The sequence below is a fragment of the Terasakiella brassicae genome (genome assembly GCF_014641495.1).
GTDB lineage: Bacteria > Pseudomonadota > Alphaproteobacteria > Rhodospirillales > Terasakiellaceae > Terasakiella > Terasakiella brassicae.
Genome location: NZ_BMHV01000001.1, coordinates 42,442 through 67,915, shown reverse-complemented (window position 1 = coordinate 67,915; position 25,474 = coordinate 42,442). Strand labels below are relative to the sequence as shown.

Below are 25,474 nucleotides of genomic sequence, written 5' to 3'. Positions count from 1 at the left end.
TTAACGGTCCAAAAATCGGCGGATATCTACAGCCAGTTTTTTTTGTTCAAACAGGGGCAGCAGGTGATTGCCCCCTTTATACCAGATTACATCCTCACCGAAAGAGGCACGTGTTAATTTTTCAGGAACGATTCTGTCTTGATCCCCGGCAATTATCAATTTATCAGCCGTTAAATTTTTAAATTTTAAACGGATGTCACAATCACGCAAACATCGAAGTCCTTTTGACAAAGCCTCCGTGTTTGCCTTAGTTGGATAAACCGGATCAATCGCACCACAATTTTTCATAAATTCCGTCCATACCGTTTCTGGTGTACGGTCAAATTGACGGATCATACGTTCCAGCATCCGTGGGGGCACACCGTTCGACCAGTTTTCATCACGACAAAATTTGGTAAAACCATTAATCGCAACGATTGCCTGACAGTTCGCCACCTGTTCAACAACCCACGCCAGCCCCATTGAATGGGTAATATAAACGGCATTAGGATCATTGATCGGGTGAACATCCCCTAGAAATCCAAGATTAACAAACTCACTTGCAAACTCTGGTAATTCTGTCGCCAACCCATGCCAAAATTCAGCTGCAAAGCCCCAGCCATGAACGAAAACAAGCTTCTTCATCGGACAAAACTTTTCACAACAGCACACAGTCTGTCGATATCATCCTCGCTATGGGCGGCACTCAGGGCAAAGCGGATACGGCTTGTTCCGCGCGGTACGGTTGGCGGGCGTATGGCAATCCCCAGAATACCCGCGTCTTCCAAAGCTTTTGCCATTTCCAATGTGCGGTCTTCTTCCCCGACAATCAGGGGGATAATTTGCGTTGTCGATCCACCGATATCAAATCCACTTTCGATAAAGCTGTCGCGTACTTTTTGTGCGTTTTTCAATAAACAACGGCGCGTTTCATCCATGCTTGGGACCAGTTCCAAGGCTGCATCCATCGCCCCCAAAACCGCAGGCGGCAACGAGGTGGAATAAATAAATCCGGTGCATCGGTTCACAAGATAGTCTTTCACCGCCTTTGAACAAACCAGATAAGCCCCAAAACCACCTAATGCTTTCGAAAAGGTCCCCATCTTGAAAGCAACATTTTTTCCGGCACATAAACCAAAACCACGCTGACCAAGAACCCCTGTTGCATGGGCTTCATCCAGATAAAGCTGCGCACCATATCGGTCTGCCAAGGCAATCAATGCGTCGACATCGCTTTGGTCGCCGTCCATACTGAAGACGCTTTCACTCAGGATAAAACGGTCCCCCGGTTTGCCTTCGTGTTTTTTCAGGAGTTCTTCCAAATGGTTCAAATCATTATGACGATAGCGAATTTGGCGCACGCCAGCGGCCTTTAATCCATGATGCATGCTGGCATGATTTAAACGATCACAAAAAACCAGCGGCTCCGTCCCCAGAATATCCTTATCAAACAAGGCTGATAAAATTGCAGAATTTCCTTGAAAACCGGAATTAAAGATCAGGGCCGCTTCCCCCCCCTTGGCCGCAATCAATCGATCTTCCACCTGTTCGTGCAGTTCCATCGTGCCACAAACAAGGCGTGACGCCATAGATCCCGTCCCCCAGTTCTGCGCCCATTGACACGCGCGTTCAATCAACACAGGATGTTGGGCCAGCCCCATATAGTTGTTGGACGAAAAATTAATAATATCACGCCCATTTAACTGCGTATGACCATTGCGGGTTTGGCCAACTGTGCGCAAATGTCGACGCAAGCCTTGTACATCAAGCCCATTTACGTAAGCCGACAGCTTATTGTTGAATGTATCGCTCATGGCAGAAAATCATAAAGTGCGTTCATAAAATCATGCGGCTTTTCGGCGTGAACCCAATGGCCAGCGTCTTCAATCGTTTTAAATTTTACCTGCGGGAATAAATGGCGGATCAATTGATGATGAGAAGATTGTACATAATCCGATTGCGCCCCGTTTATAAACAGGGTTTCACCCGTATATGTGCGATCTGGTCGAATGGCGGGTACACCACCGATGGTTTCCATTTCCCGGCCCAAGGTTTCCAGGTTCACCTGCCAGCGTAAACCATCGGCTGTTGTTTCCAAATTCCCCAGCAAAAAGGCACGAACCGCCGGGCTTTCAATCACATCGGCAATCAAGGGATCAACCTGCTTGCGGCGTTTTATCCCGGTTAAATCCACAGACTGTAATTTTTCCACATAGGATTTAAACGTCATGCGCGGATATTTGACCGGGGCAATATCGGCAACCACCAAACGGTCCACCCGTTCCGGTGATTTCAGCGCCACAGTCATGGCAACTTTTCCGCCCATTGAATGACCGACAATTGCCGCCCTGTCTAAACCGCGTTGATCTAGAAATTCCACAACATCAGCAGCCATTTCCGTATATGACATTGTATCTGTCCAAGGGCTGGATCCATGATTGCGCAAATCAAGGGTTAAAATGCGGTACTTACGCGCCATTTGTTTGGCAATAGAATTCCAGTTTTTAGCCGCACCAAACAACCCATGCAGGATAACGACCGGGTATCCTTCGCCTATATCTTGATATGCCAGTTCCATAGATGGTTTTGCCTTGTCTCAATCATGCTCTTGTCCTATTTAGAACATAGATACTTATTCGCCAACCCTTCTCTTTCAAAGGTTTTATATCATGTGTTCGAAAACAGACAGTCCCGAAAATATCGTTGATGCGCTGAAATACAACAGTGACGGCCTCATTCCGGCGATTGCACAACAACATGATAGCGGCGAAATCCTGATGATGGCATGGATGAACAAAGAAGCCGTTGCAGAAACCTTAAAAACAGGTCGTGTTTGTTATTATTCGCGTTCACGCCAACAATTATGGCGCAAAGGGGAAAGTTCCGGTCAACAACAGGAACTTATCGATTTTCGCACCGATTGCGACAAGGACACCGTTCTTGTCAGCGTCAACCAAACCGGTGTTGCCTGCCACACCGGACGACGTAGCTGTTTTTCATGGGCAGCGCGTGACGGCAAAATTGAAACTGTTGAAGAAGTTATCGTCTCCCCTGACAAGCTTTATAAAAAATAATTAGATGCCGATCCGGCGGCGTTTTGAATGGGGTTCAATCGTCAAATAAAACGGTTGTTCCCCACTTGTTTTTGTACGCCATTCAACGGGGCCTTCATAAGATTTCCCCCGAAATAACATCACGCCATAGGGGCTGACTGTGCGCTCATCACTGTCTTTGGGTTGGCGAAAGGTCACATCCAATCCACGATAGCTGATGATCATTTTTAAGGCAGTTGGATCAGATTGAAAATCGGTTGGTAACGCGTCACAAACCCGGATCCGATAATCGCGTGATCTTGATTGGGTGATCATAACCCGCATCCAATTTGCGATATCATTGATCAAAAATTTCCGACGCAGATCGTCCGCGTCATCAGCAATGGGCAAGCACTTGATCAATTCACTGCGCAAACGGCTTTGTGCGCAAACTAAATCTTTTACTTTAAAAACATCTTCCAATGCATTGTTAAAAAAGGTTTCTATCGCGCGTATCGGGCGGCGGCGCAAAACCACACCATTGACTTGCACATCATGGATTGCTTTCCAGTGGCTTTCATGTCGGCAATCAATCACCATCCTTTTTTGTGGCTGCGCACCACCGTTACGAGGACGTAAGTTTTTCATGGATTGCGGGGAAACCACACTGGGACGAAGGGTCATTGCAAACGGTCCTTTCGAATATCACGAATAAGAAAACGGGCCGGGTGCAAGGCCTCACGAAAACTGTTTTCCAGCGGACAGGGTGTGCCGGAAATATAAGCGGCAATCACATCCGCCAACAAGGGCGCAGTTTGCACACCACGTGCACCAAGACCACAAAGGGTATACAGCCCGTCAACATATTGCGCATCTGAGAAAGCCTTTCCTTTGGGGCCATGTTTCAAATGGGTATAAGCCTCTTTATACCAGGCCTCATCAAAAACAGGCCCGACAATCGGCATATGGTCCGGCGTCATGGCGCGGATCGAGGCCCGCCCCCCTTCAACCGCAAAATCCATATCGGGGAAATAATCACGTAATTTATTACGGTTCTTTTCGTGGCTTTGCTCTGTTACCTCGCGATAACTTTTATCAAAGAAATCGGGCCAATGATCAAAAGTCGCTCCGACAATATGCTGTCCATTTTTGGCAGGGATAAAATAACCGCCGCAGGTCAACGGGCATTGTGTTTTTTCACTTTCCTTTGTCGCACGCACATAAGACACCTGCCCGCGCCGACCCCGCATAATCATTTTACTATAGGGGTTAAGGGCCGCATTTTCGCCCGCCGTTGCCAACACAACGCTATCCCCTTCAAAAACGACATCCTCCCCCGATTTCAGTTGCCAGCCGTCTGTATGACGGATCAAGGCGGTAATATCCGTATTAAATCTTGTTTGCATATCCGCACTCAAGGCCTGACACAGGGCGGAAGGTTCCACATATCCTGCTTTGGTAAACCATAGCCCGCCGCGCGGCACAGACACACCAATTAACGCACTGGCTTCCTGTGCCGTGACAAGACGCATATGATCCGGTGGCAAAATCTCTTTTTCCGCCAGCAATTTTAATTTTAAACGGTCTGCTGTATCCTGTTCCATCTGAAACAGGCCGCGCGCACCTTGCCACGATGTAACATCAAGATGATCATAGTAATAAAGCGCATGCAGGTACGTTCGGACATTAAACCAACCTTCCTGCGTTAATCGTGGTTTGATCAGACCTAACCGATTACCGGACCCTTCTTGCCCTGCCCGATCATTTCGATCAAACAAAGTGACATCGTGACCATCTGCGATTAAACGCCGCGCTGTTGTGCATCCTGCAATCCCCGCCCCAATGACCGCAATTTTTTGTTTTTTAAATTCTTTTTGCGGTTTGGCGAACCATGGTGCAGGTTGTCTTTTTTCGTTCCCTTCAAACACACCGATTAAACTGTCACGTTTGCGCCCAAACCCCCGGCGTTTTGACATATCAAATCCCACATCGCGCAAACCTCGTTTGACAAAGCCTGCCGCTGTAAAGGTCGAAAGAACACTTCCATATCTGGACAAACGTCCGATTTGTTGAAATACATCGTCGCGCCACATTTCAGGATTTTTTGCAGGGGCAAAACCATCCAGATACCAGGCATCAATCTGCCCGTCCAATTGTGCAAACATATCGGCGGCATCCCCAAGCATCAGGGTCAGTTTAACCTTGCCGCCTTCCAATACGATATGATGGAACCCGGGGGTGAGCGTTGGATAATGATCCAGAAATTTTGCCGCAAAAGGAGCGAGGTCGGGAAAGTTTGCATAGGCCTGTTTCAATTCTTCCTGATCCAGTGGAAAAGCTTCCACCGAAAAATAGTTTAACTGACAATCTGTTTTACTTTCCTTCCAGACTTGCCACGTCAAAAGGAAATTTAACCCTGTCCCAAACCCGGTTTCTGCAACGTTAAAAACCTGTTTATCTTCAAATGCCCCAGGAAGACCGCAACCATGCACAAAAACATAAAGAGATTCCGCAAGGCCATCATCCACACTGAAATAAACATCATCAAAGCGCCCGGATACAGGGGTTTTGTTTTCTTTCCAGCCCAATTGTGCAGAACCCAGTTCTTTCATTGCTATCTTACTCAAAAATATGTTGTTTTTATAGCTCCCCTCCCTACATACTAACACAGGGGAACTATGGAAAGGGTCAATCCCGGAATGCAACATTTCAGCCCGCCCGATATTAATCCGCAAACCTATGGCTGGTCCGTGCGTGCTTTTTCCACGGTCAAGCGTATGCTTGGGGTTAACATCAAACTTCATGCCGGTCGCAATCAGGTCGAACAGGGGCATATTTTTCTGTTCAATCATTTTGCCCGCTTTGAAACCTTTATTCCCCAATACCTGATTTATCAAGAGCAAAAAGCCTATTGCCGCTCTGTCGCTGCGGCTGAATTCTTTAGCGGGGATGAACGGTTCACCAATTATCTGCATGCCGTCGGTGCCCTGCCCAACAATATGCCAAACCTGTTATCCGTACTGGCAAAAGATATTCTGAGGGGGCGCAAGGTCATTATTTTCCCTGAAGGCGGCATGATCAAAGACAAAAAAATCATGTCGGCACAAGGGGATTATTCCGTCTTTTCCCCAACCGCCCTTGAACGCAGAAAACATCACAGCGGGGCGGCCCGTCTTGCCCTTGTACTTGATCAATTCAAACAAGCCGTACACTGCGCCCATCAACGCAATGACCATGACCTTTTAGAGCATTGGGTGGAAGAAATCGGTCTGGACAGTGTTGAAACATTGCTGGAACGCTGCCACGAACCCACACGCATCGTTCCCAGCAACATCACCTTTTACCCCATCCGCATCACCGAAAACTTCCTTAAAAACAGCGTCGAACGATTAACCGGTAAACTTCCCAAGAAATATGCCGAGGAATTGCTGATTGAAGGAAACCTGATGCTGAAGGATACCGATATGGATATCCGCATGGGCAAACCAATTGAAATGGCACAATTTTGGACATGGTGGGAAAAGATCGTTGTTCGCCAAGCTGTCGAAGACATCACCGGACTGAACGATTTATTTGCAATGGGACCGCAAAGTGAACAGTTCCTTAAACGTCTTGCCGGAACACGTCTTCGCCATAAAACAGAACAGGTGCGTGATCAGATTATGGAAGATATGTATCGTCTGGTGACGGTCAATCTTTCCCATATCGCCTCAGCCCTTATTCTGGAATTTCTGGATCGGGGCACAGACACTCTGCCTCAATCGGATTTCCTGCATGTACTGTATCTGGCAGCGCGTTACGTCAGCCATGAACAAGGCATTCATTTGCACAGATCCCTTTTATATGCCGAAACATACAGAAATCTGCGCGATGGGCATTGCGAGGAAATCAAGCAATTTCTGACATCGGCACAGCGCGCAAACCTGGTCGAAATCAAAGACGACAATATCCATTTCTTACCCAAGCTTAAGCTTGAACACGATTTTCACGATGTACGTATGGAAAACCCGATTTGTGTTTATGCCAACGAATGCGCCCCTGTCGGTGGGATTAAAACAGCAATTCATCGTGCCCTTAATCATAAACAGGAACTTACACTGGATCATTGGGCGCAATACTTTTTTGAAGATGAAGTACATGCTTATCGTCAGGCAAAAGAACGTTTTAGCGCCCCGGCCTATGAAGAAATCAACATTCAACAGACTGCCACGGCAGATGCCAGCCCGTTTTATCTTGCCCCTGTCGGGGAAAAGGTCAAAAAGGCTTCCGTCCTGTTGGTTCACGGTTTTTTGGCCTCACCTGCAGAAATGATCGGTCTGGGGCATCAATTGGCGGAAGAAGGATACTGGGTCTATGGTCCCCGTCTTGAAGGACATGGAACGTCACCTTGTGATTTGCGTGATCGAGGTTGGCAAGACTGGATGCGTTCCCTCAAGCTCGGGTACGATCTTTTATCCATGCGCAGCGAAAAAGTAATCATTGTCGGATTTTCAACCGGCGGCGCCTTGACCTTGCGTTTTGCCGCAGAACACGACCCAAAACTTGCGGGGATATGCGCAATCTCCACCCCTTTGCGATTTGCCAACCCCAACCTGATGTTTGTGCCCCTGATCCATCATGCCAACCGACTGGCAAAATGGTTGGCGGCACAAGAAGGGATCCTGCCCTACATCATCAACGAGTCCGAACATCCCGATATCAATTACAAACATATCCCCATCCGGGCCTTACATGAATTGCGCCTTCTGGTCGATGATATGGAACAAAACCTTTATCGCGTAAAATGCCCCACCCGTTTAATACAAGGCGATCAGGAAAAAGTCGTAAAACCGGAAAGTGCGCGACTGATCCGTGCTGAAATGGCGGGCACAACGCCGGAACTTGTTATGGTAGCGTCAACCCGACATGGTATTGTGACCGAAGATATCGGCGGGACACGTCAGCACATTATTGATTTCGTCAACCGCATTGAAAGGAATTTGTGATCATGGCTGAACATAGTTTTCCTTGGTTAAAGGCTTATGCCGATGGTGTGGACGCTGAAATCACGCAGGACATGCGCCCCTTGCACGCCTTTTTTGAACAGGCTTGTACCGAATATAATGAGCGTCCCTGTCTGGATTTTTTAGACCGTAAATATAGCTATAACGACATTGCTGACCTGGTTGGCCGGGCCGCCAAAGGATTTCAGCTTCTTGGGGTACGCCGTGGCGTAAAAGTCGGCCTATGCCTGCCAAACTGTCCTTATTACGTTATTTGCTATTACGCCATCCTGACTGTGGGCGGAACGGTGGTTAATTACAATCCGCTGTATGTTCGCAAGGAATTGGAGTTTCAGGTCGAAGACAGCCAAACAGAAATTATGGTGACATTGGACCTGCAACAGCTTTATCCCAAGGTCAATGAACTGATCGACACCACACCGCTTAAAAAAGTCATCGTATGTTCCATGAGCGATATTCTCACACCGATGAAAAGTGTATTGTTCAGTGTTTTCAAACGCAGTGAAATTTCCCCCTTTGAAAAAGACCTGCAACACATCACCTTTGATGACTTGATCAAAAATGATGGTCAACCGGACCCGGTTTCCGTTGATGCTAAAAAAGATGCAGCCGTCATCCAGTACACTGGTGGGACAACGGGTGTCCCCAAGGGGGCTGTCTTGAGCCACGCCAACCTTGTTGCCAATTTAAAACAGGTCCGCGCGTGGTTCCCGGATGTTCATAAAGGCCATGAGCGCATTTTATGTGTTCTCCCCTTCTTCCATGTCTTTGCCATGACGGTAGAATTAAATCTGGGACTTATGAGCGGTATGGAACTCATCATGGTGCCGCGCTTTGAATTGAATAGCGTACTCAAATTAATCGATGAAAAACGCCCGACTTTATTTCCCGCTGTTCCCACAATCTATACAGCGATTGCCAATCATAATGACATTGATGATTATGATCTGACTTCCATTCGTTTTTGTATCAGTGGCGGTGCAGCCCTGCCCCTTGAAACCCGCAAAAAATTTGAACGTCTGACGGGTTGTGCATTGGTCGAAGGTTATGGCCTGAGCGAAAGTTCCCCCGTGGCCACCTGTAATCCCATTGGCGGTCTTTCAAAAGAAGGATCCATCGGTGTGCCACTGCCATCCACCGAAATTATCATTCGAAATATGGAACCGCCTTATGATCCCATCCCAAGGGGGGAAACGGGTGAAATTTGTATAAAAGGTCCACAGGTTATGACCGGATATTATCATCGCCCAAACGCCACAAAAGAAACCTTTCATGGGGACGAATTGCGAACCGGTGATGTCGGGTATATGGATGAAGACGGCTATATTTTCCTGATCGACCGAGCCAAGGATTTAATTATTTGTTCCGGCTATAACGTCTTTCCGCGCACAATCGAAGAAGCGATTTATCAACACCCAGCCGTGGCCGAAGTCACGGTCATCGGTATTGATGATGAATATCGCGGACAGGCCCCCAAGGCCTTTGTCCGTTTAAAAGAAAATCAACATATCAGCGAAGATGACCTCAAAGCATTTTTACGCGATTATCTGTCCCCGATCGAACGGCCCCGCCATATTGAATTTCGCGACGAACTGCCCAAGACCATGATCGGGAAGCTCTCGAAAAAAGAACTGGTGGCAGAAGAAAGGGCCAAAAAATGACCCTTTCTTCACCCCCTCCTCAGGGTCCAAAGAAATAGACCCTGACGTAAACCCCGATATACGCCGCCAATGCGATTGCCACTAACAACAGGGCAACCTTGGTTTTGGAGGGTAAATTGGGTTTTTCACTCATTGCATGTTCCCTCATTTCTTACTCCGCAGGTTTTGCCGCACCGGGAAAGCCCGGATCGGTCGTTGCCTTCAGATTAGCTTCACGATCTGCATAGCCATAAGGTGACCAATCGGCCGTGACGGTTGGCGGATTAGGGAAGTTCCCGGCTTGCGGACAGTTCGGTGCATGCGTCCATTCCAACGAACATGATTTCCACGGGTTTTCAGGCGCAACCTTGCCTTTGAACGCACAGATAATCCAGTTCAGGATCGTCACCGACATACCAGCGGCTACCATAAAGGCACCAAGCGTTGCCACCTGATGATAAGGTTCAAACTGCGGGAACATTTGGTAATCCCAATAGCGCCGTGGCATGCCTTGTGCCCCGATGATGAACAACGGGACAAACGTCACATGAACCCCGACGATATTAAGGATAAAGCCAGTCGTTGCCCATTTGCCATCAGCATAGCGTCCAAACATTTTTGGGAACCAGTAATAAATCCCGCCAAACATAGCGAAGGCAGAAAACATCGCCATGATAAAATGGAAGTGTGCATGGACAAATGACGTTTCAGACAAATGAACCGTAATCGCCGTCAAGGCCAAGGGGATCCCCGTCAATCCACCCGATAACACAAGGAACAAACACGATATCGCATAAAGCATACCGGTATTAAACGTAATCGCGGCCTTATAAAGTGTGCCCCACATGGACATGACCATCAACCCCACAGGGACCGAGATTAACAAGGTCGTGACCATTTGTCCGATACGCAACCAATCCGGCATCCCGGATACATAAAGGTGATGCACCCACACAAAGCCGGAAATCCCGACAATGCCCCAAATACCACCATAAACACAGGCTTTATAGTTAAAGACCCGGTTTTTACACATGGTGGTAAAGATTTCGAATAAGATCCCGACTGCCGGTAAAAAGATAACGTAAACAGCCGGATGCGAATAGAACCAGAACAGGTTTTGATAAAGAAGGACATCACCGCCCGCCTCAGGATTAAAGAAATTCGTCCCAAGGTATTTATCAAACAGCAACATGGTTACGGCAGAGGCCAGAACCGGAATAAAGACGAGCTGTAAAACAAACGCGGCAACAGTTGTCCAAGTGAAGATATTCAACTGGTTCCAGCCAATCCCCGGTGCGCGCATATAAATAACGGTCACAAGGAAGTTCACGGCACCTAATACGGAACTGAATCCCAACAAATGAAGGGTGAAGACATAATAAGCCGTATTGCCCATCGTTGTGATTGAGTAAGGCGGATAGCCTGTCCACATAATGTCCGGCGGGTCCGGGATCACGAAGCTCAGTAACGCCAGAATAATCGCGCCATAAAACAACCAGATGGAAAAGGCATTAATGCGCGGAAAGGCAACATCCTGTGCGCCAATCATCAAAGGCAGAAAATAGTTGGCAAAAAAACCGGTCAACCCCGGAATAAGGAAAGCCAGAACCATAGCCGCGCCATGAAAATAGAGCCATTGGTTATATTCATTGGGGTTATCGGTAATGGTTGGTCCCAATTGGGACTGTTCCAGACGGATCAACAACGCCATCATCCCGGCAACCACAAAGGCTGTCATGGACCCGATGAGATACATGATCCCGATCCGTTTATGGTCTGTTGTAAAGAACCATTCTTTGAAAGTCTGCATGCTCATTTGATGTGCATCCTCCCTCAGCTTTGTGTGTTGTTGGGTAAGGAATTGGCGTTTGCTTCTTCCTTGATTTGATTGAACCATTCGTCATATTCGTCCTGCTCCAGAACGCGAACGGTTGTGTACATCTCGGCATGCGCTGTCCCACAAAATTCCGTACAGGTATGCACGTATTCGCCGGTTTCTTTCGGGTTAAACCAAACATAAGTCACCCGCCCCGGCATGACATCTTCTTTGACGCGAAATTCAGGAATGTACAAAGAATGCAACACATCTTCCGATGTCATTCGCAAAACAATCGGTTGGCCTTTGGGAACAACGAGTTCTTCAGATACAATCTCGTCACCATAATCGAATTCCCAATACCATTGATAGGCTGTTACCCGAATTTCCTTGGCATCATCGGGGATACGGCGATAGTCATTCCACAATGTCCAGCCCTTCGCAGACAGGAAAAAATCGTCCGCCATAAATATGGATGCCGGTATCAAAGCCCAGGCAAGGGCGGCTGCCGGTGTTAACTTCGGCCCCCTTCCCACTTCATTTTCATTTTTAGCGCGGTACTTCCAAACCATATAAATAGCAGCAAGGCTGAAAATCACACCGATCACCGTAATATCGACAATGATTTCATGCCAGAGATGATCCCAGCCTGCTGCCGGATCTCTCTCGTACCCCTCGTCTTGCGCGAACGCGGGTCCAACTGCAAAAATACCCGACAGGGCTGCAGCTTTCCCTAAAAACGTCCTCATGCCTTATCCTCCCTTTTCTTCTGTCTGCGCTTAAAGGCAAAGACCGATGTTCCCAAGGCACTGATGCCAACAAACAACGAACCAAAAGCCACAAACATGGGAATATTGAAAACATAGCGCCCTTCTTTGTAGTTGTAGCTGTAACACAAAGAGACCGCGTAATTGATTATCTCGCCGGGCTTGAAATCCCCGTTTCGGGATTCCAGTACGGCGAGTTCAATGTCACTTTTATCAATGTCGTGTGCGTATAGAATGCGTGCCAATCGCATTTCCGGGGACAGGATCATATAGACCGTTGGATGGTAAAATGTTCTATCCTGCGGGGACCAAAAGAAACGAAAATCAAAACGATCTGTAAAAACTTTGATACGTTCGCGATCTTCAGGGCGCACGACAGAAAAAGTCCATCCTTGCGCAACGCCCTTGTCCAGTCCAACGTTCTTTCTAAAACGTTCAAGTGTTTCCAACGTATCATTTTTGTCAAAAGACAGCGTGACAACGTTAAAGTCTTTGCCCGGTTTCAAGCGCCCATCCTTTTCCAGTTGGTTCAGACGTTCGCCCAATTCAATATTAACGGAGGAACAAACGCCATCACAGCTGTAATAGGACAAAACCAAAACCAGCGGTTTGCCTTCGTAATCGTCAAAGGTAAAAGTCTCACCTTCCTGATTTAAAAAGGAAAATCCTTTTTTCGGTTTTAGCCCCAGAACTTTGGCTTCGCTAATGCGCAAGGCCTCCGGATCGATATCAGAATCAGGCACCCGAAAAACCTGCGTAGCTATTGCATTAGATTGAAAAGCCAGCAGTAAAACCACAGTAACCGCCAAAACGCTGACTATGCGACACACATTCTTCATACGTCACCAGAAATAAATCTGAGAAACGACGAAGAACCAGACAACATCCACAAAATGCCAATAAATTGATGCACAAGTGATAAACGTTTTGTTTGTCAGCCCCCGTAATGCCGGGATCAACACACAAACAAATATCCCAAGTCCGCCGATCACATGACTGGCATGAAAGCCCGTCAAACTGAAAAAGATCGTGCCAAATGCATTTGTATCTGGATAAAATTCTTCATGGAAAAGGTGGTTATACTCGTAAAAAGTCATACTGATAAACATCAACCCCAAAAGCATGGTGAAAATCAGCCATTTTACGAAACCGCCATGATCATTATGGGCGTATTTTTCTTCCGCGATATGAATGGTTACGGACGAAGACAGCAACACAACAGTCATAATCAACGGTAATGTGACCGGGAATTCCGGCGTTCCTTCCGGTGGCCAGACATCCGCCCCCAATCGCATCATCCAATAAGCGACAAAAAAGGAAAGAAAGATAAAAATTTCAGAAATAATAAAGATCGGAAGACCGATCCCGGCCACGTCAGCAATCAACGGTTTGACCGTCAATCCTTCGTTGACCCACATCGCAATCCCGGCCAAAAGCATGGGCGTACCCAGACCTGCAAAAATGGCGGCCAAAAGTGGATTTTGATATTGAAAATAGGCTGCAAATGTTAAGGGGACGAGAAAGAAAACGCCCGCCACCACCCAGAATGGCGCTTGGCTCCATTCCCAATGATGTTCATGTGCATGTGAACTCTCTGCCGACATACGGTTACCTCCCAGATGTCGTTGTTTAACCAATAAACTTAGGGCAAAATCGTCTTTGACTATTCTTATGCGGCTTGGTCATCCCCTCCCTTACAGAGGAAGATGAACATCCATTATGACGACAAGGAAAAGCCCCCCCAGATATTTCATAGATGCAAAAAAGTTGGTCATGGCCGTTTTCTCGTCCGGCTCTTTTATCAAGGCCCAGTTGCATCGCAAAAGGTAGACACCCAGTGCCAAGGCACCGATGCCGTAAATGTTCCCAAGTTCCCCCAAGAACCAAGGTAACAAGCTGGAAAAAACCAGCAAAAGGCTGTTAATTAAGATATAGCGCGATGTCCGTACGTTGCCGACGACAACGGGTAACATCGGCACACCGGCCGCAGCGTATTGGTCTTTCAAACGCATTGCCAAGGCCCAGAAATGTGACGGTGTCCAGAAGAACAGGACAATCGCCAGTAACATCGGCAAAAACCATTGATCCGGGTTAACGGCCGCAGCGCCTGCCAACACGGCAAAACTGCCAGCCAAACCACCAATGACGATATTTAACCAATTGCGCCGTTTCAGCCAGATCGTGTACACAACCCCATAAAAAAACGCACCCAAAAAGAGGTGCGCGGCAACAGTCGGATTAAAAACATAAGTGGCCATAGCACAGCCAAAAACCAGCAAACTTGCGGCAATCCAAAGTACGAGCTGAGGACTGGCGACACTGCGTACAGCAAAAGGCCGCTGGCAGGTCCGTTTCATCAGTCGATCGATATCTCTATCGTAGAAATGATTGAATATACTGGAAGAAGCAGAGCCCATCATCATTGCGAGACTTAACACCAAAAGATGAGACAAATTAATCTCACCCGGCGCCACCGTCGCAAGATAGCCGGTCACTGCCGTCAAGGCGATCATAACCCCAATACGAGGCTTCGCCAATTGAAAGTATCCTCCCATAATATACCTCTTTGCATCAGGTTATACTAAGAACTTTATAATTATTATAATTTTATGTTACAGGTATTTTAAGATAAATCAATTGGTATTTTTTATTATACTTACCAATTACTTACGTACAATTATACGACTACGCATCTTATTGTGTTCAATTCCACAATATTGCGTGCACCCTATGGCATATTGGCCTTCTTGTTCAATTTTCAAGGGAATAATGTATTCGGTTTTTGGTTGTAACAGAACGTCAATTGATTGTCCCGTTGCGCCCTTTTCCAAATGAAAGGCATGTTGAATATCTTCGCTGGCAACGTGGAGGAGGTACGATTGTCCCGCTTTTAATTCCAATACGGGTGACCATTCCCATTGGCGCGCGATCAGATAGATATCCTCATCATCGGGTGATTGCGTGTTGGCGTTATTGTTGAAATCAGACCAGTTTTCTATCGCACGGTATGTGACATTCTTTTGCGTCTTCCCAAAACTGGATGCAAGTTGATATCCAAAGAAAAGCGCAACAAGTGCAATTAACGAAAGGATCGCGTAATCATGCCGTTTCATGAATGCGCCCTCCCTTCACAATCCAGTTCAGGGTCATAACGACAAAAAGCACGCCCCCAACAACAGCAATCAACCCGCCAATGCCCATCAGCCCCATAGACAAAATTTTATCTATATTATCAAGACCTTGTGCCGTACCCGCTGTTTTCCGGGGAACGCCTTGCAGACCAGCAAGAAACATCCCGCTGGCATGCATGATTTGCCCCAAACCATAGAACCAATATTGCAATGTCAACCAACGCCCATTCACCGGATGAATACCGATGAATGGCAGAACAATACGGTGATAAAAAATCATGAACCCCAGATTTATCCCACCGATAACCGCATGGTAATGCGCCGGTACGCGGGTATCGGTTCCATCCAGAAACAAGCCATAAAGGCCGCCGAGATTATAGGTCAGGAGTGACAGCCACAGGGCCGTTGCCATCAAGCGGTCTTTATGTTCGTTCTGTTCAAACAAAAGAAAACGTATCAAAAAGACACTGGCAATAACAGAAGGCAGCGGCAAGCCATAGCGCAATAAGGCGGTATAAAAATCACGGTTTGCCTGACTTAAAATATCACTGAACATATAAACAAATGGCCCGCTGCCCGCAAAGACAAGCAAGATGCCAAAAACTGCCCATTCATATGGTCCCTCAATCAGTCGTTTTTTAACAACAGCAGACCAAACGAGTACCAGCAAGGCCGTATTAACAAATTGCAGAATATGCCCCCCACCCCAGAACAATTGTTCATTAAAACTGGGTTCTGCCAATTCGGCGGGTAACGCGTACCATGCCAGTAAAAAACAAATACAAGCAATCAGATAAATAAACGCACAACAAGCAGAAGCATCAAGCAGCCTGAGCTGACGTAAAGAAACAAGCGCTAACGAAAGAAACAAGAAGATCAAGCCCGCATAATAAATCGGATGGTTCATCACAGGCACATAATTGTTAAGTTCAGCCGTTCCCAAATCAAACAAAGCCGGGATCATCAGACAAACACAGCCAAGAACCGCAAGGCCGATACTCACTGGCCCTAGTTTCGTGAATGTTTGTTCCGCTTGATGCTTTACCAGCCGATGAGTGAAAACGGCCCCCATCGTTGCCAAGAACCAAACGACAAACGAAAAAATAACGTGAACCACCAATCCCTTATGAAAGAAAGACGTCCACGGCCAAGGTAACAGATCCTGCACATAAGGTGTGCGTGACAACACCAACAACAAGGCAAACACACCCGCAATCGCCAAAGCGCCAACTGACAAAATTGTCCATGCTTTGCATTCTTGCTTCAACGTCATAATCGGTTAAACCTTCGCGTAGATATGAAACGCCATGACATAAACAACGATACCGGATGAACAGACAAACACCCAAATGGGAAAGGTAATCCGCGCAATTCGTTTATGTGCGACAAAATCCTTACGCACCAAAGCCCGCCACACCGCCATAATAATCATTACCAAAACAAGGGCGGCAAAACCAATATGAGTAAATAAAATGGTAAAATATATAGGGCGAACAATGCCCTGACCTTCGAAAGGCACATGGCCCACATGGGCGTGATAATATAAATAAGAAACAAGAAAGACACCGGAAACCGCCAAAGCCGAAACCATCAACTGTTTATGACGGATCGTATGACCTGATTTGACTGCCCCAAAAGCAAAACAAATCAGGATTAACGACGTCGCATTTAAAAAGGCCTGAAAATGGGGCAAAAAATCCAGAATATCCATGTATCACCCTTTTATTTCGTAGTTCAGCCACGTTATCGCGCTAAAGACGATTAAACCACCAGCCTGATGCAGGGATGCCAGCGAAACGGGAACGATATGCAACAATGTCGCAATCCCTAAAATCACTTGCAACAGAACAACAACAGTACAAAGTCTTGTCTGTAGACACGGCGTATTTGTTGCCCATATCCATAAGGTAAAGCACAAGGTTGTTATACCCAAGACACGATGCTGGAATTGCACAGTCGTAATATTTTCAAAGTGATTGATCCACCACGGGTCTTGCATAAACAATCCGTCAGGCACCAAATCCCCATCCATCAAAGGAAAGGTATTATAGGTCAGCCCGGCATCCAATCCCGCAACCAATGCCCCGGCAAGGATGGTTAAGAAACTTAATCCCCATAATAATCGGCTTTGTCGTCGAAAACGCCCACGCGCCCTTAGCGATTTTTCTTTTACAAACTTAAAACCACACCAAAGCAAGGCACCATATAAGGCAAACGCAAACCCAAGATGCGCCATCAGGCGGTATTGACTGACTTCCGGTTCATCAATCAAACCGCTTTTGACCATATACCAGCCCAGCCCCCCTTGCGCCCCGCCCAGCAAAAACAGGATAAAAAGCGGCAAACGCATCTCGCGTGAAATCCATCCCCGCAGGAAGAAAAAGACCAGCGGTAAGCCAAAGGCCAAACCGATCAATCGCCCCCACAAACGATGGAAATATTCCAGCCAGAAGATTTCCTTAAACTCCGCCAAAGTCATACCGAAATTGATTTCTTTGTACTGAGGTGAATGTTTGTATAAATCAAAGACCTGTTGCCATTCACCGTTTGCAAACGGCGGCAACCATCCGGTAAGCGGTCGCCAATCGACCATCGACAATCCCGACCCCGTCAGGCGGGTTAAGCCGCCGAGGACAACCATAATAAAAACCATAGCTGCAACACAAAACAACCAGTATCCGACAATTTTGTTTTGTCGGGTATCAATCGAATTCGATTGTGTCATAAGCCCTCTTTATTCAACGGGAACCAGATCACGATAAGCATGCCAACTGGCATACCCCAGCACAGGCATCGCAACGATAAGACCAATGAAGAAAGATGCCAAGGCAAACCATGCAATAATGGCAATTGTGAACGCCCAGCTCCACATGACATGGCTATTTTTCATAACCGTTTTCACACTAAACGCCATTGCCTCGAATGTACCGATTTCACGATCCAGAATAAGAGGGACAGAAACAGCTGTCAAAAGGAAGACAAGGCAAGCAAAGATCAGCCCGACCCCGGACCCCACCGTTAGAAATACGATCCCATCCGTGTGGGAAAGCAGCTCAATACTGATGTTTTCAAGCGACAGGGACGCGTTGCCGAGTATCAGAGCATACAAAACAACAGCAACCTGCGTCCAAATCATCATAATCAGCAGCAAGACAAATGCCATCAATCCCAAACGACGTGGCGCCTTTTTCCATGCCATACATGTATTGGCAAAGGTCGGGGTTTCGCCTTTTTCTCTCAGGCGCGAAACTTCATAAAGCCCCAATGCCAGCCAAGGGGCAAAAAGAATAAAACTGCCGCTTAAGGGCAAAATAAGATAGGTTAAGTTCAGGGCATTTAACCCCCAAAACAAACCATACCCCGCCAAAACAAAAATGGCGCCGTAGGTCAATCCAACCCCGGGCGCCATTTTAAAATCGTGCCAGCCTGCACGCAGCCATTTGGCAGGTGCTTCTATATGAACCTTATTTGCATGGGGTGCATTTAAGGAATTGAGTATCACAGCATCTGACATTGTGCCTCCCCCGTGTTAATATTAAGCTTGTTGATATGCTTAGTTTAGAACAATGCTAACATAAAAATTTGGAATAGCTCTAAATATTTTCAATACGTGCCTTCAACTTTATATTTTAAATATTGTTGACAAATTGCTGAAACAAGCGAGATCAAAGAATGCCCACCCCCGAAATCACTGACAAACTTGCCGCCTTAACAGAGCGTTTCAAACAAAGATTACGCGATACACAAGAATATATTTCACAATGGCAAAACGCAGAACATCTAAACGAATTAATTGAAATATCACATAAGCTTGCCGGGACAGCAGGGACTTATGGCTTCCATGAACTGAGCCCCCGGATGAAAGAACTGGAGTTACATCTTCTGGAGATTTCAGAACAAAAGATCACAGATGAGCATGCTTTAGAATTGTATAAGAAGGCAACGACCCTGTTAAGTGAGGCTTTGCAGACTGGTTAAGCCCGATCCCAAAGTTCGCGCACCTGATCGGATAAGGTCATGGGGTCAAAGGGTTTGGCAATCACACCGATTGCGCCTAAGTCCAGAAAGGTTGCAATATCGCTATCCATCAACTTGGCGGTCAAAAAAGCGATGGGGATATCCTTAAACCCTTTCATTTTGCGGATTTCGACAAATGTGGTTGGCCCATCCATGCCGGGCATCATCGCATCCAGCAACACCATATCTGGTTGAAATTCATCAATAATATCCAAGGCAAGTTGACCACCCTCGACGGCACAGACTTCAAGATCACCCACATTTTCCAAAACCAGTGTGGCGATATCGCGAATGTCCGGTTCGTCTTCGACGTACAGTACTTTTTTCAAGGGCTTATTCATTGCATTCACTCTAAGACTTACAATCTCAAACCGGAACCGACCTCAATCGATTCAAGCCAATCCAGAAAACGACCGACATCGTCACCACGGTAGATCGAACCGTGTTGCGGACATAGCATTTCAACATCCAATCGTCTGACACGTTTTATCCACATTTCTTTTGCCCGTTCAGACGGCATCCAACGTTGATGGAATTTCTTAATTTTCGGGATATGTGCGTTAAAATCTTCAACAAACATAGGATCATCCGGCGCATTCAGGCCCGCACCGACATCGCCACTAAACAAAATTTTTGCAACCGGATCATAAACACTGAAATTGCCCGAGGCATGCATGTAATGGGCCGGGATAAATTGAATTTCTACATTGTCAAATTTTAACGTACTTCCTTCATCCGGAATGGCATCATAGATAATATGATCGCAACCATAATGACGCAAGAAACCTTCCCACAACCACGGTGCATGCAAGGTCGCATTCGGGAGCGTCTTATCCCACAAACCAAGTGAGGAAATGATATCCGGATCTTGGTGAGACGCAAAAAGATGTGTAATTTGCTCAACGGGTAAATAATGCACAACCGAAGCCAGCATGGAAGCAAACAGTTCAATTCCGCCCGGATCTAACAGGATCGCTTCGCGTTCCGATTTAATCATATACTGGTTGGTATCAATAATTTTTTCGGGTTTCTCAGGGTCCCGGGCAAAGGCAATCCATTCGTGTGAGTGACCTTCAAACAATTTTACGGTTTGCATTTTAACCCCGACATCCTGTACTTTTTATCTCTTATTCAATACTTTACGACAATCTTTCACGATTGTACGAATGTTTTTTGCGGCATGTTCAAATTTGGCCACAATCGCTTCGAAATTGGCGCGATAGATGGTCGATACCGTTGCAGCTTCCAGCCGTGATGTGGAGGTAACAACGTTAGCAGCCAACATCCTTGTTTCAATTTCTTCTAAAAGGGTATGAAGACGTTGCGTATTTTTATGTAATTTTTCCTGAAATTCTCTCAAGTCCCGTTCCGCCAGTTTAGCGGCTTCTTCATAGCTTTCCCGATAAAGCGCATCCTTTGATTTTTCTTTGGCCCGATTAAAATGATAGACTGCGTCTTTTCCACGCAAGGCCGTCAGAGACGAGCGAGAAATCATCAAAGCTTCCCGGTTGATATCTTCAACCAAATGGATGGTATCATTGGCGAGTTCGACCATATAATCAGTTATCGGCTTAAACGTCCGCACATTCTCCCCTGCCCGCGCAACCAACGCTTTGGCATTCATCGCTTCCAGAGAGATGTTTTTCGCCTCTTTTAAAACCAGACTGAGCTTTGCGGCCACCGCCACGGCTGTTATAAAAAAGGTTGTTCGCAATTCAATATCTGCGGCCATTTGAAATCCAATAAATCATTTACGTTTTCTTTAAACGGAAAACGATTACTACGCCAGATTTAAACATGATTAAAACAGTTTAACAATATTTGATACGGTTTAAAAAAAGTGTAGTCATGCCTAAAACTTATTGATGTCCTTATTGGCATCGGGCAAAATAGTATTTAATTGGAGATCAAAAAATCTCGTGGAGGGTAACAACGAATGGGCGAGTTGGTTACTTTAGTTGTAACTGAAGATATCGGTTTTAAAGAAGAGATCATATCTTCTTTATCAAACGACCCGATAAAACTGACGTTCGCCTCCACTTTCAATGATGCGGAAAACCTCCTTCAAGATAAAAAAAACAGAATATCCACAATCATTTGTGATGTACCGGGTGAAGATTGTCATTTTGAAACGGCCTTACGGGTTTTTAAAAGAAAAGATTTCGCGAAATATGTTCCTATTATCGGCATTTCGCCCCTTGCCTCGAACAAAAATAAAATTTCCCGGCAACTCTTTTTTCATCTTATGTCTGCGCCTGTACATGAACAAATTCTTTTCCATACAATTGAGGCCGGTAATTCCGACTTTAAACGCTATCAGGCGCTTTTAAACGAAGTAAAATCGCGCACGTCTGCGATTGGGCTAATCCAATCCGGGACATTCACCCTCAAAACCTTGCAGCAAGCAGAGGCACTGACCACAATGCTTTCTCTGGCTTGCCCGGATCCTTCTGCCGTTGCACTCGGGTTATCAGAATTGCTGGTCAATGCAATCGAACACGGCAATCTGGAAATATCCTATTCTCAAAAATCACAATTGCTGGAAAACGGTCATTGGGACGAGGAAATCAGGCAACGGCTCCAACAAGATAAATATAAAGATCGCTTTGTTGAAATTCAGTTTTCCCGCACACCTGACACAATTGAAATCATTATTGAAGATCAAGGCCCCGGCTTCGCTTGGCAGAAGTTCACGCAATGTGACCCTGCTAAGTTCAACAGCAAACACGGTCGCGGAATAGCCCTTGCGATCGCAATGGGCTTCACACACCTTGAATATAATGAAAAAGGCAACCGGGTAAAAGCCGTTGTGAATCTTTAATAAGGCAGGCTTTGTTCAAAAAATCTAAATTTTATGGTTCATTCGGACGTATAAAATTAATAATCGTCAAATCATCCGGGATAGGATGAACGGCCGTTTTCAAAAATTCATCCAGCAATCTGGGTTGAATATTTTCAAACCCTTCCACGGCATATTTTTTAATACGTTGCAAAAGCCCCTCTTCTTCCCACATTTTTCCCTCCGCATCCGGTGCTTCAATCAACGCATCGGAATAGACGAAGACAAAGCTGTTGGGCGGAAAATCAATAACTTTATTACTATATTCATACGTACTCATAATACCAACGGGCAACCCTGCCGTATCAATAAAGTCGATACCCGGCACATCCCCACCACAACAGATGGCAACAGGTGGTGCAGCCGCCGATGCATAGGTCAATGTATTTTCATTTTCATCAATAACGGCCCAAAACAGTGTCGCAAATTGCTCCACAGCTAAAACCTTGGTTAAATGGGCATTCACGGCCTCCAGACAGGATTTGGGGTCTTCCCAGTTTAAATGGTTTTCATTGATCAGCGTATGCAGTCGAAAGGTATTCAAGGCAGAAACAACACCATGCCCGGAAAAATCAATAATAAAAAAACCGAAGCGGTTTTCATCTATTTGCTGCATTCCCCATAAATCGCCCCCCAACTCGGACGAGGCCTGCCAGTGCGACTGGATAGAAATATTGAAATTCTTTTGAATTTGGTTAATGGTCTCGGTCGTGGGCAACAAACTTTCCTGAATGACGCGGGCGGATGCCAGTTCCTCAATCATACGTGCCTGATAGGCCTTATCACGACGTTGCAAAACAAGGTTATGCAGTTGCAACTTCACACGCGCAACCAGCTCATAAACATTTAAAGGTTTGGGGATCAGGTCATTGGCCCCTACCTCAAAAACCTGTGCGCGTTCCTGCGTTGCTTCCATCCCCGTTTGAATGAGGATAGGCAAATTTGCATATTTTTTGCTGCTTCGAATACGGCGACAAACCTCAAACCCGTCAAGTCCCGGCATGACAATATCCATAATGAGCAAATCGGGCGAAAGCTCATCCAGTTTTTGCAATGCTTCATCACCATCTTCTGCCAAATGGAGATTGTTGAACCCTGCTTTCATCAAGCAGGTTTGGATCAATGTTCTCAAAACCGCGACATCATCAACAATCAAAATTTTACAATCTGATATTTCAGAAAACCGGACGGATTCTTCCATATAATTGATCCTTGGCTAGTAAATTTGTCATCAAAATAATTATTTAGAAGGTATTTTAGAGATGACCTCTCGAAGATGCATTAATCTTGGTCAAGCTGTCAAAATAATTCGATGTCATCTGAGGCATCACTGTGTTCCACACCAATTGATGAAACATCATTTTTCATTTTATCTTCAACATCCAATAAAATATGCTTTACAAACCGTTCTCGCATTTCATTCAAATGCAGTTCGGCAATCATTTTTTCCAACCAGGGATGATCGGGATCAATACAATCTATATCATCACAAACATGCATTGTTTCCTCTTCCATGCTGGACAACATATCAATCATAACTTTTAAGGCTGCGGCAATACGCGAGAAACGTTGATTGGTGCGGTCCTGAAACTGCATTTTAACGACAATCTCGGCAATACTTTGATGTAAACTACGTGCGCGTTGCCCCGATTGGCCCAGCATTTTTTCAAATTCTGTAATATCAGCCAATAGATGACGTATAAAATCCGGGTCTTCCGCCTCAAATGAATGCTCTGCCGATTTATTTTGATCTGTGAGTTTCTCACTCACTTGGCGTAAAATATCAAAATTTACAGGCTCGTCACCGTGCTCTTTTGCAATTTCAGCCCTTAACAAAAAACGGGCCTGATCCAGTTCTTGCGTGCGTCTTTGTCTTTCTTTATTTTCTTTCGCCTCTTGGCATAACGCCCTTTCCAATTTTCGTAATGACTTTAAGAGAGGCTGTCCGGTATCATTTTCCTCTTGCGTACATTCCATCTGACAAAATTTATCAATTTGCGCGACCTGTTCCTGTGCAATTTCTGCCATTTTCAGAAAATGCTGGCTTAATTCTTCAACACTTGTTTGCAATAACAGGTTTGCTGTATCCACTTCATTTATCAAAGCGGACAAGCCGTGGCGTTTCGCAAGGGAAAGGCTCAGCCAATGTGAAATTGCCTGTCTTAGTTCCTGTTCCGTCAAAACTTCACTCCGTTTCTTCATTTTTATAACAAAGTGAAATCAAGACATCTGCTATTTTATTAAGATCAGCCTGCACATCGACACCGCCCTTTTCATATGCGGCTTTGGGCATGCCATAAACAACGCAACTCTGTTCATCTTGCCCAACCGTATAGCTTCCCGCCTGATGCATTTTCAACATGGATTCCGCGCCGTCTTTGCCCATACCACTCAGTATAACACCAATTGTCCGCCGGGGGTCCACATGACAAACAGAATCAAACAAAACATCCACAGACGGGATATGGCCGCTTACGGGGTTTCCTTCCATCAAACGACAGACAACCTCCCCTTTACTTTTCGCAACCCGCAAGTGACGATCCCCCGGTGCAATATATACATGGCCCGAACGCGCAATCATATAATCTTCGGCTTCATGGACGTTCAGTTGCCCTAATCCATTTAAGCGTTGTGCAAACGTTTTGGTGAACTGTTTCGGCATATGTTGCACGACAAAAATCGGCGGCATTTCTTTGGGCAAATCAGAAAAAATTGTGCGCAAGGCTTCTACCCCGCCGGTTGACGCACCGATTACAATCATATTGTATTGTAATGCAGAACCCGGCATGGCCACCATCGGTTCTTTTACCACCGGAAAGATTGTTTGTTCCAACGGTTTCACTTTTGCATTGGCGGCCGTTTTAACTTTGGCAATAATCTCTTTTGCTTTTTCGCCAAGTTCTCGTTCCACATCGTGCTTTGGTTTGGCAACAAAGTCCACAGCCCCAATTTCCAGAGCTTCTAACGTAATTGCCGCACTATTTTGTGTCATTGTCGAAATCATAACAACGGGCATAGGGCGCAACTTCATAATCTTGCGCAAAAAATCAATCCCGTTCATTTTGGGCATTTCAATATCAAGCGTGACAACATCCGGATTTAACCGCTTGATCATCTCGCGCGCTTTCAATGCATCCGGGGCTGTTCCAACGACAGTCAGCGCCGGGTCACTATTTATAATAGAGGCCAGCATCTCCCTGATCAGCGCACTGTCATCTACAATCAGTACTTTAATGGCACGGGTCATATT

26 protein-coding genes are annotated in these 25,474 nt (G+C 46.0%); 5 read left to right on the top strand and 21 right to left on the bottom strand.

What is annotated here, in order from left to right:
• The 3 genes from IEW74_RS00255 to IEW74_RS00245 are packed head-to-tail and all read right to left on the bottom strand — an operon-like array spanning position 1 to position 2,557.
• Complete coding sequence (locus IEW74_RS00255) at positions 1 to 624, bottom strand: alpha/beta fold hydrolase (protein WP_188659750.1); 624 nt, start codon at positions 622 to 624, stop codon at positions 1 to 3.
• Positions 621 to 1,793, bottom strand: a complete 1,173-nt coding sequence (bioF, locus tag IEW74_RS00250; RefSeq protein WP_188659747.1) for an 8-amino-7-oxononanoate synthase — start codon at positions 1,791 to 1,793, stop codon at positions 621 to 623. The genes IEW74_RS00255 and bioF overlap by 4 nt, the downstream gene beginning before the upstream one ends.
• Positions 1,790 to 2,557, bottom strand: a complete 768-nt coding sequence (locus IEW74_RS00245; RefSeq protein WP_188659745.1) for an alpha/beta fold hydrolase — start codon at positions 2,555 to 2,557, stop codon at positions 1,790 to 1,792. The genes bioF and IEW74_RS00245 overlap by 4 nt, the downstream gene beginning before the upstream one ends.
• A gap of 91 nt (positions 2,558 to 2,648) precedes the next feature.
• Here IEW74_RS00245 and hisI point away from each other — a divergent pair, with 91 nt between their 5' ends.
• Complete coding sequence (gene hisI / locus IEW74_RS00240; RefSeq protein ID WP_188659742.1) at positions 2,649 to 3,053, top strand: phosphoribosyl-AMP cyclohydrolase; 405 nt, start codon at positions 2,649 to 2,651, stop codon at positions 3,051 to 3,053.
• Here the strand turns inward: hisI and IEW74_RS00235 are convergent, their stop codons facing one another.
• The gene (locus tag IEW74_RS00235; RefSeq protein WP_188659739.1) at positions 3,054 to 3,695 is read right to left on the bottom strand and encodes a DUF1826 domain-containing protein; all 642 of its coding nucleotides are present in this window, start codon (positions 3,693 to 3,695) and stop codon (positions 3,054 to 3,056) included. It lies immediately after the preceding gene.
• Complete coding sequence (gene mnmC, locus IEW74_RS00230) at positions 3,692 to 5,623, bottom strand: bifunctional tRNA (5-methylaminomethyl-2-thiouridine)(34)-methyltransferase MnmC2/FAD-dependent 5-carboxymethylaminomethyl-2-thiouridine(34) oxidoreductase MnmC1 (RefSeq protein WP_188659737.1); 1,932 nt, start codon at positions 5,621 to 5,623, stop codon at positions 3,692 to 3,694. The genes IEW74_RS00235 and mnmC overlap by 4 nt, the downstream gene beginning before the upstream one ends.
• Before the next feature lie 87 nt (positions 5,624 to 5,710).
• On the opposite strand from mnmC, the gene IEW74_RS00225 reads away from it, so the two are divergent.
• Positions 5,711 to 7,996, top strand: coding sequence for an alpha/beta fold hydrolase (locus IEW74_RS00225; protein WP_188659734.1), 2,286 nt, complete (start codon positions 5,711 to 5,713; stop codon positions 7,994 to 7,996).
• A 2-nt stretch (positions 7,997 to 7,998) separates the two neighbouring features.
• Positions 7,999 to 9,675, top strand: a complete 1,677-nt coding sequence (locus tag IEW74_RS00220; protein ID WP_188659731.1) for a long-chain-fatty-acid--CoA ligase — start codon at positions 7,999 to 8,001, stop codon at positions 9,673 to 9,675.
• A gap of 151 nt (positions 9,676 to 9,826) precedes the next feature.
• Here IEW74_RS00220 and IEW74_RS00215 read toward each other — a convergent pair whose 3' ends face one another.
• From IEW74_RS00215 to IEW74_RS00170, 10 genes are all read right to left on the bottom strand, one after another.
• Positions 9,827 to 11,470: a cytochrome c oxidase subunit I gene (locus tag IEW74_RS00215; RefSeq protein WP_188659728.1), complete on the bottom strand. Its 1,644-nt coding sequence runs from the start codon at positions 11,468 to 11,470 to the stop codon at positions 9,827 to 9,829.
• A 17-nt stretch (positions 11,471 to 11,487) separates the two neighbouring features.
• A complete protein-coding gene (coxB, locus tag IEW74_RS00210; RefSeq protein WP_188659726.1) occupies positions 11,488 to 12,219 on the bottom strand; it encodes a cytochrome c oxidase subunit II in 732 nt (243 codons plus the stop codon).
• Positions 12,216 to 12,980 (bottom strand): SCO family protein, encoded by a 765-nt coding sequence (locus tag IEW74_RS00205; RefSeq protein WP_188659722.1) that lies wholly within the window; start codon positions 12,978 to 12,980, stop codon positions 12,216 to 12,218. The genes coxB and IEW74_RS00205 overlap by 4 nt, the downstream gene beginning before the upstream one ends.
• A 99-nt stretch (positions 12,981 to 13,079) precedes the next feature.
• Positions 13,080 to 13,841, bottom strand: coding sequence for a cytochrome c oxidase subunit 3 (locus tag IEW74_RS00200; RefSeq protein WP_188659720.1), 762 nt, complete (start codon positions 13,839 to 13,841; stop codon positions 13,080 to 13,082).
• Positions 13,842 to 13,931: 90 nt separating this feature from the next.
• Positions 13,932 to 14,774 (bottom strand): heme o synthase, encoded by an 843-nt coding sequence (cyoE, locus tag IEW74_RS00195; RefSeq protein WP_229734178.1) that lies wholly within the window; start codon positions 14,772 to 14,774, stop codon positions 13,932 to 13,934.
• Positions 14,775 to 14,900: 126 nt separating this feature from the next.
• Positions 14,901 to 15,350, bottom strand: a complete 450-nt coding sequence (locus tag IEW74_RS00190) for a cupredoxin domain-containing protein (RefSeq protein WP_188659714.1) — start codon at positions 15,348 to 15,350, stop codon at positions 14,901 to 14,903.
• A complete protein-coding gene (locus IEW74_RS00185; RefSeq protein ID WP_188659711.1) occupies positions 15,337 to 16,641 on the bottom strand; it encodes a cbb3-type cytochrome c oxidase subunit I in 1,305 nt (434 codons plus the stop codon). Before IEW74_RS00185 ends, IEW74_RS00190 begins: the two co-directional genes overlap by 14 nt.
• 6 nt (positions 16,642 to 16,647) lie before the next feature.
• Positions 16,648 to 17,079 carry a DUF420 domain-containing protein gene (locus IEW74_RS00180; protein WP_188659708.1) on the bottom strand — a complete coding sequence of 144 codons (432 nt, stop codon included), beginning with the start codon at positions 17,077 to 17,079 and terminating at the stop codon, positions 16,648 to 16,650.
• Positions 17,080 to 17,082: 3 nt separating this feature from the next.
• Positions 17,083 to 18,093: a COX15/CtaA family protein gene (locus IEW74_RS00175; protein ID WP_188659705.1), complete on the bottom strand. Its 1,011-nt coding sequence runs from the start codon at positions 18,091 to 18,093 to the stop codon at positions 17,083 to 17,085.
• Between the two features lie 9 nt (positions 18,094 to 18,102).
• A complete protein-coding gene (locus tag IEW74_RS00170; protein ID WP_188659702.1) occupies positions 18,103 to 18,882 on the bottom strand; it encodes a DUF2189 domain-containing protein in 780 nt (259 codons plus the stop codon).
• Between the two features lie 158 nt (positions 18,883 to 19,040).
• Between IEW74_RS00170 and IEW74_RS00165 the strand changes: the two genes are divergently transcribed.
• Positions 19,041 to 19,346 (top strand): Hpt domain-containing protein, encoded by a 306-nt coding sequence (locus tag IEW74_RS00165; RefSeq protein WP_188659699.1) that lies wholly within the window; start codon positions 19,041 to 19,043, stop codon positions 19,344 to 19,346.
• Here the strand turns inward: IEW74_RS00165 and IEW74_RS00160 are convergent.
• Genes IEW74_RS00160 through IEW74_RS00150 form a run of 3 tightly spaced genes read right to left on the bottom strand, consistent with a single transcriptional unit; the run spans position 19,343 to position 21,117 of the window.
• The gene (locus IEW74_RS00160) at positions 19,343 to 19,726 is read right to left on the bottom strand and encodes a response regulator (protein ID WP_188659696.1); all 384 of its coding nucleotides are present in this window, start codon (positions 19,724 to 19,726) and stop codon (positions 19,343 to 19,345) included. The two genes, IEW74_RS00165 and IEW74_RS00160, sit on opposite strands and share 4 nt — an antisense overlap.
• A 17-nt stretch (positions 19,727 to 19,743) precedes the next feature.
• Positions 19,744 to 20,481, bottom strand: coding sequence for an oxygen-binding di-iron domain-containing protein (locus IEW74_RS00155; protein WP_188659693.1), 738 nt, complete (start codon positions 20,479 to 20,481; stop codon positions 19,744 to 19,746).
• A 24-nt stretch (positions 20,482 to 20,505) separates the two neighbouring features.
• Positions 20,506 to 21,117: a hypothetical protein gene (locus IEW74_RS00150; RefSeq protein ID WP_188659691.1), complete on the bottom strand. Its 612-nt coding sequence runs from the start codon at positions 21,115 to 21,117 to the stop codon at positions 20,506 to 20,508.
• A 204-nt stretch (positions 21,118 to 21,321) separates the two neighbouring features.
• On the opposite strand from IEW74_RS00150, the gene IEW74_RS00145 reads away from it, so the two are divergent.
• Positions 21,322 to 22,206, top strand: a complete 885-nt coding sequence (locus tag IEW74_RS00145) for an ATP-binding protein (protein WP_188659689.1) — start codon at positions 21,322 to 21,324, stop codon at positions 22,204 to 22,206.
• A 31-nt stretch (positions 22,207 to 22,237) separates the two neighbouring features.
• On the opposite strand, the gene IEW74_RS00140 is transcribed toward IEW74_RS00145, so the two are convergent.
• The 3 genes from IEW74_RS00140 to IEW74_RS00130 all read right to left on the bottom strand — a co-directional run bounded on the left by IEW74_RS00140 (position 22,238) and on the right by IEW74_RS00130 (position 25,471).
• Positions 22,238 to 23,425, bottom strand: a complete 1,188-nt coding sequence (locus IEW74_RS00140) for a SpoIIE family protein phosphatase (protein WP_188659687.1) — start codon at positions 23,423 to 23,425, stop codon at positions 22,238 to 22,240.
• A gap of 98 nt (positions 23,426 to 23,523) precedes the next feature.
• Complete coding sequence (locus IEW74_RS00135; protein WP_188659685.1) at positions 23,524 to 24,426, bottom strand: hypothetical protein; 903 nt, start codon at positions 24,424 to 24,426, stop codon at positions 23,524 to 23,526.
• The gene (locus tag IEW74_RS00130; RefSeq protein WP_188659683.1) at positions 24,410 to 25,471 is read right to left on the bottom strand and encodes a protein-glutamate methylesterase/protein-glutamine glutaminase; all 1,062 of its coding nucleotides are present in this window, start codon (positions 25,469 to 25,471) and stop codon (positions 24,410 to 24,412) included. Before IEW74_RS00130 ends, IEW74_RS00135 begins: the two co-directional genes overlap by 17 nt.
• Positions 25,472 to 25,474: the final 3 nt, after the last annotated feature.

Excerpts from the sequence above, each read along its gene's own strand:
- IEW74_RS00255 (WP_188659750.1), bottom strand. The coding sequence starts at position 624 with ATGAAGAAGCTTGTTTTCGTTCATGGCTGGGGCTTTGCAGCTGAATTT.
- bioF (WP_188659747.1), bottom strand. The coding sequence starts at position 1,793 with ATGAGCGATACATTCAACAATAAGCTGTCGGCTTACGTAAATGGGCTT.
- IEW74_RS00245 (WP_188659745.1), bottom strand. The coding sequence starts at position 2,557 with ATGGAACTGGCATATCAAGATATAGGCGAAGGATACCCGGTCGTTATC.
- hisI (WP_188659742.1), top strand. The coding sequence starts at position 2,649 with ATGTGTTCGAAAACAGACAGTCCCGAAAATATCGTTGATGCGCTGAAA.
- IEW74_RS00235 (WP_188659739.1), bottom strand. The coding sequence starts at position 3,695 with ATGACCCTTCGTCCCAGTGTGGTTTCCCCGCAATCCATGAAAAACTTA.
- mnmC (WP_188659737.1), bottom strand. The coding sequence starts at position 5,623 with ATGAAAGAACTGGGTTCTGCACAATTGGGCTGGAAAGAAAACAAAACC.
- IEW74_RS00225 (WP_188659734.1), top strand. The coding sequence starts at position 5,711 with ATGCAACATTTCAGCCCGCCCGATATTAATCCGCAAACCTATGGCTGG.
- IEW74_RS00220 (WP_188659731.1), top strand. The coding sequence starts at position 7,999 with ATGGCTGAACATAGTTTTCCTTGGTTAAAGGCTTATGCCGATGGTGTG.
- IEW74_RS00215 (WP_188659728.1), bottom strand. The coding sequence starts at position 11,470 with ATGAGCATGCAGACTTTCAAAGAATGGTTCTTTACAACAGACCATAAA.
- coxB (WP_188659726.1), bottom strand. The coding sequence starts at position 12,219 with ATGAGGACGTTTTTAGGGAAAGCTGCAGCCCTGTCGGGTATTTTTGCA.
- IEW74_RS00200 (WP_188659720.1), bottom strand. The coding sequence starts at position 13,841 with ATGTCGGCAGAGAGTTCACATGCACATGAACATCATTGGGAATGGAGC.
- IEW74_RS00190 (WP_188659714.1), bottom strand. The coding sequence starts at position 15,350 with ATGAAACGGCATGATTACGCGATCCTTTCGTTAATTGCACTTGTTGCG.
- IEW74_RS00185 (WP_188659711.1), bottom strand. The coding sequence starts at position 16,641 with ATGACGTTGAAGCAAGAATGCAAAGCATGGACAATTTTGTCAGTTGGC.
- IEW74_RS00180 (WP_188659708.1), bottom strand. The coding sequence starts at position 17,079 with ATGGATATTCTGGATTTTTTGCCCCATTTTCAGGCCTTTTTAAATGCG.
- IEW74_RS00175 (WP_188659705.1), bottom strand. The coding sequence starts at position 18,093 with ATGACACAATCGAATTCGATTGATACCCGACAAAACAAAATTGTCGGA.
- IEW74_RS00170 (WP_188659702.1), bottom strand. The coding sequence starts at position 18,882 with ATGTCAGATGCTGTGATACTCAATTCCTTAAATGCACCCCATGCAAAT.
- IEW74_RS00165 (WP_188659699.1), top strand. The coding sequence starts at position 19,041 with ATGCCCACCCCCGAAATCACTGACAAACTTGCCGCCTTAACAGAGCGT.
- IEW74_RS00160 (WP_188659696.1), bottom strand. The coding sequence starts at position 19,726 with ATGAATAAGCCCTTGAAAAAAGTACTGTACGTCGAAGACGAACCGGAC.
- IEW74_RS00155 (WP_188659693.1), bottom strand. The coding sequence starts at position 20,481 with ATGCAAACCGTAAAATTGTTTGAAGGTCACTCACACGAATGGATTGCC.
- IEW74_RS00150 (WP_188659691.1), bottom strand. The coding sequence starts at position 21,117 with ATGGCCGCAGATATTGAATTGCGAACAACCTTTTTTATAACAGCCGTG.
- IEW74_RS00145 (WP_188659689.1), top strand. The coding sequence starts at position 21,322 with ATGGGCGAGTTGGTTACTTTAGTTGTAACTGAAGATATCGGTTTTAAA.
- IEW74_RS00140 (WP_188659687.1), bottom strand. The coding sequence starts at position 23,425 with ATGGAAGAATCCGTCCGGTTTTCTGAAATATCAGATTGTAAAATTTTG.
- IEW74_RS00135 (WP_188659685.1), bottom strand. The coding sequence starts at position 24,426 with ATGAAGAAACGGAGTGAAGTTTTGACGGAACAGGAACTAAGACAGGCA.
- IEW74_RS00130 (WP_188659683.1), bottom strand. The coding sequence starts at position 25,471 with ATGACCCGTGCCATTAAAGTACTGATTGTAGATGACAGTGCGCTGATC.